10 protein-coding genes are annotated in these 13,686 nt (G+C 38.8%); 3 read left to right on the top strand and 7 right to left on the bottom strand.

Annotated features, from left to right (window positions below; all coding sequences use genetic code 11):
• Positions 1 to 24 precede the first annotated feature (24 nt).
• Positions 25 to 972, bottom strand: a complete 948-nt coding sequence (locus tag CWD91_RS01210) for an HU domain-containing protein (RefSeq protein WP_103439128.1) — start codon at positions 970 to 972, stop codon at positions 25 to 27.
• A gap of 104 nt (positions 973 to 1,076) precedes the next feature.
• On the opposite strand from CWD91_RS01210, the gene dprA reads away from it, so the two are divergent.
• Positions 1,077 to 2,180 carry a DNA-processing protein DprA gene (gene dprA / locus CWD91_RS01205; RefSeq protein ID WP_103439127.1) on the top strand — a complete coding sequence of 368 codons (1,104 nt, stop codon included), beginning with the start codon at positions 1,077 to 1,079 and terminating at the stop codon, positions 2,178 to 2,180.
• Positions 2,181 to 2,365: 185 nt separating this feature from the next.
• Here dprA and CWD91_RS01200 read toward each other — a convergent pair whose 3' ends face one another.
• On the bottom strand, positions 2,366 to 6,121 hold the full coding sequence (locus CWD91_RS01200; RefSeq protein ID WP_103439126.1) for a carboxypeptidase-like regulatory domain-containing protein: 3,756 nt from the start codon (positions 6,119 to 6,121) through the stop codon (positions 2,366 to 2,368).
• A gap of 65 nt (positions 6,122 to 6,186) precedes the next feature.
• Entirely contained in the window at positions 6,187 to 7,155 is a 969-nt protein-coding gene (trpS, locus tag CWD91_RS01195; protein WP_103439844.1) for a tryptophan--tRNA ligase, read from the bottom strand.
• Between the two features lie 72 nt (positions 7,156 to 7,227).
• Here trpS and CWD91_RS01190 point away from each other — a divergent pair, with 72 nt between their 5' ends.
• On the top strand, positions 7,228 to 7,977 hold the full coding sequence (locus CWD91_RS01190) for a lysophospholipid acyltransferase family protein (protein ID WP_103439125.1): 750 nt from the start codon (positions 7,228 to 7,230) through the stop codon (positions 7,975 to 7,977).
• Between the two features lie 44 nt (positions 7,978 to 8,021).
• Here the strand turns inward: CWD91_RS01190 and CWD91_RS01185 are convergent, their stop codons facing one another.
• The 4 genes from CWD91_RS01185 to recA all read right to left on the bottom strand — a co-directional run bounded on the left by CWD91_RS01185 (position 8,022) and on the right by recA (position 11,799).
• The gene (locus tag CWD91_RS01185; protein WP_103439124.1) at positions 8,022 to 9,533 is read right to left on the bottom strand and encodes a hypothetical protein; all 1,512 of its coding nucleotides are present in this window, start codon (positions 9,531 to 9,533) and stop codon (positions 8,022 to 8,024) included.
• Between the two features lie 38 nt (positions 9,534 to 9,571).
• Positions 9,572 to 10,114, bottom strand: a complete 543-nt coding sequence (locus CWD91_RS01180) for an RNA polymerase sigma factor (protein WP_103439123.1) — start codon at positions 10,112 to 10,114, stop codon at positions 9,572 to 9,574.
• 20 nt (positions 10,115 to 10,134) lie between these two features.
• Complete coding sequence (locus CWD91_RS01175) at positions 10,135 to 10,608, bottom strand: hypothetical protein (RefSeq protein ID WP_103439122.1); 474 nt, start codon at positions 10,606 to 10,608, stop codon at positions 10,135 to 10,137.
• A 183-nt stretch (positions 10,609 to 10,791) separates the two neighbouring features.
• A complete protein-coding gene (gene recA, locus CWD91_RS01170; RefSeq protein WP_103439121.1) occupies positions 10,792 to 11,799 on the bottom strand; it encodes a recombinase RecA in 1,008 nt (335 codons plus the stop codon).
• A 565-nt stretch (positions 11,800 to 12,364) separates the two neighbouring features.
• Here recA and trhO point away from each other — a divergent pair.
• A complete protein-coding gene (gene trhO, locus CWD91_RS01165) occupies positions 12,365 to 13,396 on the top strand; it encodes an oxygen-dependent tRNA uridine(34) hydroxylase TrhO (RefSeq protein WP_103439120.1) in 1,032 nt (343 codons plus the stop codon).
• Positions 13,397 to 13,686 lie beyond the last annotated feature (290 nt).

The following is a 13,686-nucleotide window of genomic DNA, read 5'->3' as shown; positions in this document are numbered from 1 at the left end:
TTAAGGTAAAAAGTAGGGAAGGAATTATTTTACCGAATTCAACCAGGCGTCGGGAGATTCTGAAAGTTTAATTTTCCTCAAGTATATTAAGGCTTCGTTGGCATCATCAAAACTGCCATAGGCAACCATATGTAAACCATATTGGTTGACCCCCAAATAAGAGGCATCGAATCCTTTTTCTATTAATTGTAGTACCTTTTTTTCGGCATTCTCCTGAATTCTATAGGCGCCGGCAATAACTTGGTGGATACCGGTTTTTTTGATTGAAATTACATTTAATGAAATCGCCGGCAATTCCAAGGGAGCCGTATTGAAAAAAGTTGCTTCTTGAATGTTTTTGGAAACTTGTTGATGTGCCTCTTGTCTTACCAATTCTTGGTTGGACGCATTCTCATTATAAAGGCGATACCCTGTAAATCCGGTAGCAATGGCAAGCAATACTACCGCTGCATACTTTAAATACGGTCTGATGGTAGATTCCTTACGAGTTTCGGGAGTAATCATAAAAGGAATCCTTTCTTCCAGTTCAATTACTTCCTCCTTTAAAACTTCCCTGGAAATTGGGGTAGAAACAAAGGTAGAGAGACCAAAGGACGATGTTAGGTAATTTACTTGATAGGAAGGTTGAAACTGGGTTTTCCCTTCCTTGTTCAACCATAGTTCGCCAATGTTGGGAAGACTTAAACGATTTCCTTCCTTTAAAAGTTTTTTCCATTTCAGGGATACGGCGGCTACTTGCTTCTGCATGTCTTCATATGACATCTTTTCGGCATCGGCCATATAAGAAACCAGCAATCCATCATTGGAACTAAGTTGTTCGTTGAATGATAGTATTTTCGAAGGAGGGTAAAATGAATTCGTACCATCATTGATAACGGCAGATTTCATTTGCGTCAAGAAAGCACCAAATTCTGGCACCATAACACAATTGTATCTATAAAGCAGCTCCGCTATGTAATGTTCGGTTCCCATGGGAACAAAGATTGGAAAAATAACACAAGTTCAAAACTCTTGGCATAACTTTTTATTAACATTATAATTTATGTATTTTGTGAACAACTAAGCACATTCCTTAAATGTCTAGAGATGAAATAATTGCTATTCTACGTTTACAGAACGTCCCGAATATTGGTGACATAACCGCGAAAAAATTGATTTCAAAATGTGGTAGTCCATCGGTAATATTTGAGGATAAAATGCGTCATTTACTTAAAATAGACGGAATAGGCTCATTTACCCTTAAGGGATTAATGGACTTGGAACATTTGGAGGCTGCCGAAGCAGAGTTCGAATTTTTAGGGACGCAGGAAATAGAGCTACATTATTTCATGGATGATAGTTACCCGGCCTATTTAAAACATTGTATAGACAGTCCTATTTTACTTTTCAGCCAGGGGAATATAAACCTCAACCGCCAAAAAATAATAAGTGTTGTAGGAACCAGGAATATTACCAGTTATGGAATGGCTTTTTGCGAACAGCTAATTGAGGAATTGGCGCCCTTGAATCCCATTATTGTTAGTGGATTTGCCTACGGAGTGGATATTTGTGTACAAAAGGCCGCGGTAAAACACGGCTTGCAAACAATAGGATGCTTGGCACATGGCTTAAATCGTATCTATCCAAAAATTCACGAAAAATATGTTTCAGAGGTGAGCAAAAATGGTGGTTTTTTTACTGAATTTTGGAGTACAAGTCAGCCCGACAGGGAAAATTTCTTAAAGCGAAATAGGATTATCGCTGGAATGAGCGAAGCTACCATTGTAGTGGAATCTGCTGAAAAAGGAGGCAGTTTGGTAACGGCCGATATTGCCAACAGTTATAATCGGGATGTTTTTGCCGTTCCAGGGCGAACCCAGGATAAATACAGCAGTGGTTGTAATAACCTAATTAAGCAACAGAAGGCTCATATGCTTACTTCTGTAGCAGATCTGATATATATGCTGGGATGGCAATTGGAAGAAAAAGAGCCAGCAAGCATTCAAAAACAATTATTTGTAGATCTGGATGATACCGAAAAGGAAATATATGACTATTTACAGCAGGGAGGTAAACAAATGTTGGACAGTATTGCCTTGGACTGTAAGCTTCCAATTTTTAAGGTTTCTTCAACCCTTTTGAATATGGAAATGAAGGGAGTAGTAAGGCCACTTCCAGGTAAATTGTTCGAGGCCATTTAAGATTTGACCGACTCATTGGTTTCTAAAATTAATAATTGTTGCTTTAATTCTTAAAATGAGGTTTTTTACCGATAAAAGACCACTAGAGAACTTGGTTTTTAATGAAATGCTCGGTCGATGGGAGACCTAAACCGACTAGGTGGTTTTTTGTTTATTCGAGAGGACTAAAGATTTACTATTGAATATTAATCCTTTACACCAAAGGATTGAAGATAATTCCCGGGAGTTCCGTACAGGGATAACCCCTCTAAGTGCACCTGAATTTTTTTGGCTTTATCCGAATTGTAGAATATGAGTCTTGCCTTTCCATATTTATCAGTAGTAAATGATGGATTCCAATAGAGGATGGCACGGTTATCAGGAGCACTATTTTCGTCTAATTGAACATTGTATTTTGGGGAGTAAAATTCTCGCTCTGGGGCATGGCCTAAAACGGTAAAATCTGGGGATACTGCTGGAGCAATAGTTTTAGCCCCCCCTCTTTTTGTGTAGATTAGGATGACCCCATTGCCCCCTCTAGACCCATAAATGGCTGCTGATGGGCCTTTTAGGATTTCCACTCTTTCAACGGTATAAGTGTCCATGGTAGCAATATATGTAGGTACGGGCCCAGGGGTAATGGATTGCTGTATGGATAAGGAGAGGTTTACCGGTACGGCACTTCCTGCACCTTGGTCAGTGGAAGTTCCTTGTCTCTGGGCAGACCTGGCTTGGGAGGATGCCGAAGGATTATCATTGTTCACCGGCACTCCGTTTAGCACCCATAATGGGGTGCCTCCATTTCTTATACTTACTGTATTACCATTTACGCTTACTCCTGCAAATCTTCTTACCAGATCAAGTACCGTTTGGGCAGAGCCGTTATCTTCCATATATAAAGTAGCATCGGGGTTTTGTCCATATACCGATGGAGAGGCATTTCTAGATTTCTCGGCCTTTTTCTCAGTAATAATGACTTCGTCAAGTTTTGTTGTTTTACTTAAATCGAACGCCGGAACGGGATTTCTTTGTGGATGGGGAATTTGCTCATATTTTCCGGTTTGGAAATGTAAAGTCTTAAACTGGGGTCGTGGAAGAGTATTTTGCTGTTTGTCCAAGGTAATTTTTACGTCAATAGGGCTGTCAGAGGAATCAAATGCGTTAAATGCAATATGGGTCGAGTCCTTAAAGTTAAAATCTGGTATGGCAAAACTTCCATCCAAAGCGGTCCTTGCCGAAAGCATTCCCAATTGCTCCCCTGATTTCGCAATTACGGTCAAATGGGTGTTGGCCAAAGGCTTGTTGTTTAAATCTGTAGCCATACCCGATATGGTAAGCCCTTTTGCAAAAATGTATTCTTTGGATGAATTGGACACAGTTTTAATTTCAGGCCATGGAATTTTTCGCCAGCCATGGGTCAGCATTACCAAATCCAGGGCGTGCAGTGTTGCTTTTTTCTGGTTGAGAAATAGAATTCCGGGATCGGAAATATGGCCCTTAATGTCAGATTGTATTAAAAGATGCGTTAAAATGTTGGAAGAATTTGGACTTTTTAAGCCTTGATCTGCGTCTGTTGCGGCCATGGAAAGTTCGGCCATAACAGGCCTGCCATCGGTGTCAGATACATGTACATCTATGGTAATTTCACTTCTATCCTTAAAATTTTTAGGACTTAAATTGGCATTAATTACCAATTCATCCTGATTGTTGATAAATACGATACGTTCACTCCACGGTTTTTTTTGTGAATCAAATAGGGTAATTGTCATGATTCCGCTAGGCATTTTACTTTTGGGAATTTCAAAATTTACGGCCGGTTCACCTTCAAAATTAAATTTGCCTTGATAGTATTTTTTATTGTTTATATGGCCAACTACATAAAATGATTGCTCTTTCAGAGTTTCCGAGGCCTGAATTTTTACTTGAATGCTTTTTGGACTTACGTTATATGCCGTCAATGCATATCCCTCACTCATTACTTCAGGTAGTGGGAATTTGCTGCCATCGTCGAGGATGACCGAATATTTTTCTCCTACTTGTGGTTTAAGATTGAAAAAACCGGAACCTCTATCTATTGTGGCCAAGGCGGCAATGAATTTTCCGTTCGAATCAACAATTTGCCCTTTAATATTCCTGTCTAGACCATCATTTCCAATTGCTTTAAATGCTACTTGTCCAACTAAATTGGCAACCAGGTGCCCACCTTCAGGGAAGATTTGCAAATCAATTTTATCCTCTTTCGGCATGGCAACTATCGGAGTACTATCATTATTGAAGACCTGTATTGTTTTGGTAAAAAAGAAATCATGATCGGAATTTCGCATCCAATTGCTATAGGCACGCAATTGATAATTGCCCGCATTAAGGTTGCTGGGTAAATCCATGGAGCCAATGGCCTTACCATTGATAATTTCATGGGTTTGGGAAAGCACGATTTCATTTTGCGGACCAATTAGATCCACATGAAGTACCCTGCTGCCGAGAGAAAAATGATGATAGGGCCCCAAAACAGCATACCCGCTGAACCATATGGTTTCACCTGTTGCAAATAATTCTTTGTCCGTATGCAGAAAAACCTTTTCCACCGGGTTGTAATTATTATATTGGTTAACGGATGTTCCCAAATCTCCAATAAATGGATCATTGGTTAAATTGGATTGCATCAATGCCACCTGATCTTTGCTGTTGAGGAAAATGGAGCCAAATGCACCTACCTTTGCAAAGGAAGCTATTACTTCTTCCTCTACCGGTGTTCTTTTTACAATGGGATTGTCTTCCCAAAATTTTTCGTTGTAACCTATTTCGTCGAGTTTTTGCCAGTCAGTTTTGTTCTTCCCGAACTGCCCTCCCAATTTTTTTCTAGATGTGGGGACGTAATTTTCAAAAAAAGTTAGGTTTGAGGAGGACGTTGTATGAAACTCAAAATTGTCGTTTATATAGTAGTCAAATTCTTGGGCAATATTAATATAATCTATAGCGGAATTGTTTGTATTTTCTAGGCTGTAAGCCATTTCAAATGAGATATTATAGTTTTGCCATGAGTTATTGTTGTTATTCACAAGCTGAACAAATTTTAAGTCGTCACTGGAAAGATTGCCTGTAATTTTTAGGATGTCGTAGGTTTTACTGTTGATGTACACTTCCGCCTCGAAAGTTGGCGTTTTGTTGGTTTTTATGGGCTTGAACTTTAATACGGCAATTTTGTCGCTATTGGATTCTATATATTCTTTAACATAGATGTCGTAAAAGACTTCCAAAGCAGGGTGCATAGGAAAAATAACCTCTTCAGTGTCAGGTTGAAATGGAGAGATCAATCGCGTTAAAAGAGTATAGTTCCTATTGTGAAGGCCTCCTGGTTTTAATGCATATCGGCCTTCAATAATGTCCCAATCTTCTATTCCTAGCGCATTATAGCGTATGTCATAAATAATTTCCGAAAACTCGGAATATTGATCGCCATTTTTTGATTTCTGTCTATAGAAGGCTCTGCCGTAATTGGATTTAGGAGATTGATTATTGGCTTTTTGAAAGGCCTTTTTAGCTAGCTCCAAGGCATAGGCGTCCTTTTTGGATGCTGTTACGGTAACCTCTTCCAATACATTGGAAGAAGGGGTTAACTCAACAATAAGGTTTTTGGTTTGGTCAACTTCAACTATGTATTTGTTATAATTTATATGTGTAAAAATTAGTTTGGCAGGTAAGGAGTCTAACTTAATTACAAACTCTCCCAACTCGTTGCTTGCAGTTCCCCATGGGGAAGATGCAATTCCTATATTGCAAAAAGGGATTGCTTTCCCTGTCACTTGGTCAATCACTATGCCGTTAATTTCCAGTTGTTGGTTTAGGCTTGAAGAAGATATATTGGGGTAATTATTCCCTGGATAATTCTTGGGAACGGCAAATAGTACAGCAGTATATAGCCAAATAACGGAAATTAGAATATTACATTTAATTCGTGCCATCGGTTCATGGATAGAAGCCTCAATTTACGAAGTAAATATTTAAATGGTTGGAAGCCGGTGAAAAATCAATACCCCACTTTAGTTCTTACCCTATTCAAGACCTCATCGGCCACTTTTTTGGCTTTTTCCGCGCCAACGGCCAAGGCTTCATCCAATTCATTTAAGTTGTTCATATAATAATCGAATTTTTCCCTAGCCTCACCAAACCGCTCCAGTACTACTTCATATAGCGCTTGTTTGGCATGTCCGTAGCCATAATTGCCATTTGTATAGTTTGACCTCATTTCTGAAACCTGATTTTCAGAAGCCAGAATTTTATACAGGGCAAAAACGTTATCGGTTTCCGGGTCTTTAGGTTCTTCCATGGGAGTGCTGTCCGTTTGTATACCCATAATTTGTTTACGCAATTGTTTATCGGTTTGAAAAAGACTTATTAAATTCCCTTTGCTTTTGCTCATTTTTGTGCCATCGGTACCTGGGATATACATAGTATCTTCCTGTACCTTTCCATCTGGCATTACAAAGGTTTCCCCCAGTTGGGCGTGAAACCTAGAGGCCACGTCACGGGTCATTTCCAAATGCTGCATTTGGTCCTTGCCAACAGGAACTATATGTGCATCGTATAAAAGTATGTCCGCTGCCATTAACATAGGATAGAAAAATAAGCCGGCATTAACATCATCCAATCGATCTGCCTTATCTTTAAAAGAGTGGGCAAGTGTTAATCGTTGGTATGGAAAAAAGCAACTTAGGTACCAGGCAAGTTCTGCGGTCTGTGGAATATCACTTTGGCGATAAAAGGCAGTTTTATTTATATCCAGACCAAATGCCAGCCAGGTAGCGGCCACTGCGTAGGTATTGTGCCGTAGCTCCTTCCCATTCTTGATTTGGGTAAGCGAGTGCATATCCGCAATAAAGAGAAAGGACTCGTTTTCTGGATTGTTTGCCATTTCTATCGCTGGGATAATTGCTCCCAAGATATTCCCAAGATGAGGGGTCCCTGTACTTTGTATACCTGTTAAGATTCTTGCCATTATTTTATTTTCAACGAAGGACAAAGGTAAAAGAAATCTTAAAAAAGGACTAAAATTATTACTTTTGATCTCATGCTTTTGAACTCTAAGAAAATAGGCCATACATTATACAGAATTTGGTTCTATATTTTGGTGGTATTCCCGATCCTGTTAATGTTTCCCTTTCTAGTTCTTTTTACCATTTCCGAAAAAACTTATCGGCAGTTTTTTTGGATGGCGCGTAATATATGGGCCAGCGTTATTCTGTACGGTATGGGCTGTTTCCCACAAATACAGAGGGAACAAAGAATGAAAAAAGGGGGAAGTTATATGTTGGTAGCCAACCATACCAGTATGTTGGATATAATGTTGATGCTAAGAGTAAGCAAAAATCCATTCGTTTTTATCGGCAAGAAGGAATTGGGGAATATTCCGCTATTTGGGTTTTTCTATAGGAGGGTGTGTATTATGGTGGATAGGGAAAGCTCTAAAAGTAGAACGGCTGTTTATAGGCGGGCGCAGAAAAGGTTGCATCAAGGGTTGAGTATCTGCATTTTTCCTGAAGGAGGTGTGCCTGATGAAAATATACTTTTGGATGAGTTTAAGGACGGGGCCTTTAAAATGGCCATTGCACACAATATCCCCATTGTTCCTATGACCTTCTACGACAATAAAAAACGTTTTTCCTTTACATTTTATAGTGGAGGTCCAGGTAGGTTAAGGGTTAAGGTACACAGATTTTTTGCTACCGATCAACTAAACGGGCAGGAAAAAATAAAACTTCGGGAGAAGGTTAGAAACGTAATTTTGAAAGAACTCCAACATTCAGGCTCCGGACATTAAATGCGCAACCAAGGCCATTTCCAGGTAATAAACAAGACTTGGCATTAAAACTTAAAACTAAACCCACTGTAAACTCCCAATGAATAAGGGTTAAAATTTCCAGAAGAGTTGGAAAAGGTATTCAATTGATATTTGAAGACTGGCTCCACATTAAATTTAAGCTTCGGGGTGAATTTATAATTAAGTCCAAGTCCAAAGTTGGTGCTAAAATTGACGGAGTTGATATTGTTGGCTTCCCCCACATCAGTTGTCTGTCCATTGGATTCCAAAATCACTGAATTATCCGTAAGAAAAAGAGAACTTACACCTCCTATGATGTTAACCCCAAATTTACGGTCCAAGAGGGCGTAATTTAATTCCAAAGGTACTTCCAGATAACCAAATTGTTGTCCCATAGTTCCTAAGCGGGTAGGGTTTTTGCCGGTAACATCCTGAGCAAATACAGAACCTGGTTTAGGAATTACATTTTCACTATTTGAATTATTCAAAATAATGGATTGGGAGTCATTGGAATAATCAATATTCCTTAGTTGGTTGCCAGAAGAGGCGTTGAATGAAGACGTAAAGGAAACATCATTGGTGTCATAGCCGTAATCTACCTTATGTACACCGGAGCGTACACTTAGTTTTTTGGAAATCTCATAGGCTACAGTAATACCGTAGCTTAGCGTTACATTGCCAGTCTTTGTATTGGAGGCCAATATAGAGTTGATGGGGGATCCCTCACCCATACCATTAAAGTAAACAGGGGCTACACTGGGCCCGGCGGACCATTTTCCATTAGGGGTTTCATCAACATCAACAACCTCATTTTCTTCAATAGCCTCCAAAATGGATTTTTTATTGGCTGGAACGGTCTCAGGGGCGACCTCTGGGTTATTCCCTTCTTTTTTGTTTGCCTTTTTGTTTGCCTTGTCAACTTCCTGATTAACCAATTTTTCTTCAACAATAGTGGGAAGATTCTTTGGGCCTAATTTGTTATCCGATGGCTCATTTTCTAAGGTGTCGGGAATTTCCTTGCCATCATTTTTATCAAACCCAACATTGTCCTTTCGATTTTCGGCCAAGCTATTGGCCACAGCGTCGTTTTCAGGTACGATTTTTTGGTCTATTGCCGGGGTATTGTTTTTGGTTTTACCGCTAGCAACAATACTTTCCTGACTGCCAAAAGGTTTGGTAATTTTTTCTTGTTCTGTTTGTTTGGTCGATTTAATCTTATTTTCCTCTGTGGATTTCTCCTCAATGACCGTGATGCCAGATGCTCCAGGTGTTGAGTCCTTTAAGGTGTTGTCATCCTTTGCATTGGGGGTGTTGTTTTCTACATCCGTAATGATTGGTACTACCGAATTGGAGGTAGAAAAAGGATTGATCGCAAAAAAGAGGATGGTAAGTATTGCTGCCACTCCTCCAACTTTCCACCATAGCGGGATAAGCATGCGGGATCGTTTCTTTCTATCCAAGGAAGCGGCAATCGAATTCCAGATTTTTTCGTCCGGAACTTCTTGGAAGTGTGCCAACTTCTCTTGAAATAATTTGTCTAAATTATTCTCACTCATGTTTTCAATTGTTCAACAGTAATCATGACGGGGAGGGTTTACCCTTCCATAATGATCCCTGCCTTATTTGCCTCAATTTTTTCTTTTAATATCATTCTTGCCCGGGCAAGATTGGATTTGGAAGTCCCCAAGGACGTTCCTAGCATTTCACTTATTTCCTTATGACTATAACCATCCAGTACATATAGATTGAAGGTCAAGCGATATTTGTTTGGAAGCTCTTGTATATAACTTAACAAGGTGGCCAAATCTAGATTTACATAACCTGAATCCTCTGGTGCCTCCTCCTCTATATTTTCGGAAACCACTGTTAAGTTTTCCTCTTTTCTATATTTTTGAAGTACTGTATTTACTGTAATACGCTTTATCCAGCCTTCAAAAGAACCTTGATGCTTAAACTGTTCTATTTTACTATAGATAGTCATAAAACTATCATGTAGGTTATCTTCCGCCTCCGTTTTATTGCGTGAGTATTTAAGACAAATACCGAACAGTACCCGGGAATAATCACGGTATAACTGTTCTTGTGCTTGTCTATCCCCCTTTTTGCAACTATTAATGAGCTCTACCGGATTACTCAAAATATGGATTGGGTTAATAACTAATTCTTAATTATGGTCGACCCGTTTTCATTGGCCGGCAACACTATGGCCGAACTGTCTTCATTGACCGGTACGGTAATCTCTAAATAGGTTGGCTCTCCGTTTGCATCTTCACCTGTCCAATATCTAAATAAATATGGCTGATCATATAAAACCTCAAAGTTAAACGTGGCAACTAAGTCCTCGCCAGCCCCGGTACATTCGTCCTCATCTTCGATCACGGTGCCAATCGTAACTACTTTTCTGGTGGTTATATCCTCCTTGACCACATCAAAACCTTCGAAAAAGGTACAATTATTAGGTCTAAAGTAAGTAACTTTTATTTTATAGATTTCACCGTAATCAAATGCCTCTGGCATTTCTACAGATTTCACCTGTAAAGCTTCAAAATGATAGTTAACATCATCATCTATGTCACAAGATGTTATTAGTGTAAAAGAGGCAACAAGCAGCAAAAAGAATACTCGTTTCATGTTTTTAATATTTAGTTTGTTTTAAATGGTTTTAGAAATTTCTACCTTAAAAAAATCCGAGATATTCCAGAATCTTTAAAGGCAAGTCAATTTCATAGCAATTTCTTTTTGCTATAAGATGTAAATAGGAAATAAAGGTTGCGTGTAGAAAAAAAAAATCCCGATTAGATCGGGATTTTAAATTTATGCTTTTACTGTTTTGATGGCTTCTTTTATTTTGCCTTCGAGTTCTTCGAGTAGTTCGGGATTATCCAGAAGTAAACTTTTTACGGCATCCCTACCCTGTCCAAGCTTGGTGTCACCATAGCTGAACCATGACCCACTTTTCTTAATTATTTCGAATTCGACTCCCAAGTCAATTATCTCCCCAACCTTTGAAATTCCTTCACCGTACATAATATCAAATTCGGCGGTCCTGAATGGAGGGGCAACCTTATTTTTTACCACCTTAACACGTGTCTTGTTACCTTGCACGGCACCATCGGTATCCTTAATCTGGGTAGATCGTCTAATATCCAGTCTCACCGAGGCGTAAAACTTGAGGGCGTTACCACCAGTGGTTGTTTCCGGGTTACCGAACATTACTCCTATTTTTTCCCTTAATTGGTTAATGAAGATTACGGTACAATTTGTTTTGCTAATAGAACCTGTAAGCTTTCTAAGGGCTTGTGACATTAATCGGGCATGAAGACCCATTTTGGAGTCGCCCATTTCGCCTTCTATTTCACTTTTTGGAGTCAAGGCGGCAACGGAGTCGATAACCACGATATCAATAGCGCCAGAACGAATAAGGTTATCTGCTATTTCCAAGGCTTGTTCCCCGTTATCAGGTTGGGAAATGATCAGGTTGTCAATATCCACTCCCAGTTTTTGGGCATAAAAACGGTCAAATGCATGTTCCGCATCAATAAAAGCAGCAATACCCCCGTTTTTTTGTGCCTCAGCCATGGCGTGGAGCGTAAGTGTGGTCTTACCAGAGGATTCAGGTCCATATATTTCTATTACCCTACCACGTGGATATCCACCTACACCGAGTGCTACATCCAATCCCAAGGAACCGGAGGAAATCACTTCTACGTCCTGTACTATACTATCGCCCATCTTCATTACGGCACCTTTTCCGTAAGTTTTATCCAATTTATCTAGGGTAAGTTTAAGTGCTTTTAATTTTGCTTCTTTTTCGGAACTCATTTTCATATCATATTAGGGACGCTAAAATACCAATTCTTTTTGCATAATACCACCAATGGCAAGGATTTTATGCGAAGAAAATGGGAGATTATTTAAATTGAAAATTTTTTATTGAACAGTACAAAATATTTGTCAATACTATATTTTAAAGGCATTTGTGGAATGTGCGACTTCAGTTTTATTCGTTTTTTTACGATTGACCTTAATTAATCGTGGCCTTGGACGCAACCTTTTTTTATTTATCGCATCTAAAAAATAACTAACTCAAATTAGGTTGCTTATTGTTCTGGTAAAACAATAAGGGTTGTGGGTCAATATTTTATTGTAATTCTATGAAAAAGAAAAAGCAATATTGACCTTAAAAAGGGTCTTGATATCTTCAAGATCCTTTTTTACTTTTATGGGACCCTAAATAGATTCCACCCCCGTAATATTTCTCTGGGTTTATATAGTTGATTCTGAGTCGTCCGAAATGTAAAAACTGACATTAATCCTTTTAATCCCGGTGTATAAATCCTATTTTTGCGCTCTTAAATAATTCTTTAACTTAAAATATTGGTATAGCATGCAACTGTACAATACCTTAAGTGCAAAGGAAAGGGAGGCCCTTATAGAGGAGGCGGGATTGGAACGCCTAACCATTTCTTTCTATCAATATGCACGTATTGGCAATCCGTCAATTTTTCGAAATCATTTATTTATTCACTGGAACGAACTGGATGTTCTAGGCCGTATTTATGTGGCCCATGAAGGTATTAATGCGCAGTTGTCCGTTCCTGCTGAAAATTTCAGGTCATTTAAGGCCCATTTGGACAGCATCACCTTTTTGGAAAATGTTAGATTGAATGTAGCCATTGAACAGGACAACAAATCATTTTTAAAATTAAAGGTGAAGGTTCGTGAAAAAATCGTGGCGGATGGATTAAATGATGACTCATTTGATGTTACCAATAAAGGAATTCATGTAGATGCAATAAAATTTAACGAACTTATTGAAGATTCCGATACTATTTTGGTGGACATGCGGAATCATTACGAGAGTGAAATAGGACATTTTAAGAATGCCATTACCCCAGATGTTGATACGTTTAGGGATTCGCTGGATATTATAGAAAAAGATCTTGCAGACCATAAAGAGGATAAAAAATTGGTAATGTACTGTACTGGCGGTATTAGGTGCGAAAAGGCCAGTGCCTATTACAAACACAAGGGTTTTAAGAATGTTTATCAATTGGAAGGCGGTATTATAGAATATACCCGTCAGGTAAATGATCTTAATCTGGAGAATAAATTTCTTGGGAAGAATTTTGTTTTTGATCACCGTAGGGGAGAACGGATTACAGACGATGTCATTGCCCATTGCCATCAATGCGGCAACCCATGTGACAATCACGTAAATTGTGCCAATGAGGCCTGCCATCTTCTTTTTATTCAATGTGTTGCTTGTGCCAAGGCCATGAACGAATGCTGTTCCTTGGAATGTAAGGAAATTCATGAATTGCCTTTTGAAGAACAAAAACGACTAAGAAAGGGAAAAGTGGTGAGCAACAAAATTTTTAAAAAGGGCAGATCGGCAGTACTAAAGTACAAGAAGTAGGTCTTTTGTTGAGGTTCTATTGCAAATAGGATTTTTTAATAATGACGGAAGGTTTGTTTTTTAGGATGCTTAAGCAATTATTTCTGAACTAGGAGCCTTCAAAAAATGGCCGGTATATTTTGTCATCTTAAGGCAGGGTTTAATAATTAATACTTCTGTTAGGGGTTATTTTTCATGGTTTAAGTAAAGCTTAACGCTGACAACGGTACTCTTTCTTTTCATCGCATTAAAAAAACACTATCTTTACGTTTAATAATTTTATGAACCTTTTTTAGTAAAAGTGTTACATT

Origin of the sequence: Arenibacter hampyeongensis (genome assembly GCF_002909255.1) — a bacterium.
GTDB lineage: Bacteria > Bacteroidota > Bacteroidia > Flavobacteriales > Flavobacteriaceae > Arenibacter > Arenibacter hampyeongensis.
Note: the sequence above shows the minus strand (reverse complement) of the source record. Positions and strands in the feature narration are given on the sequence as shown.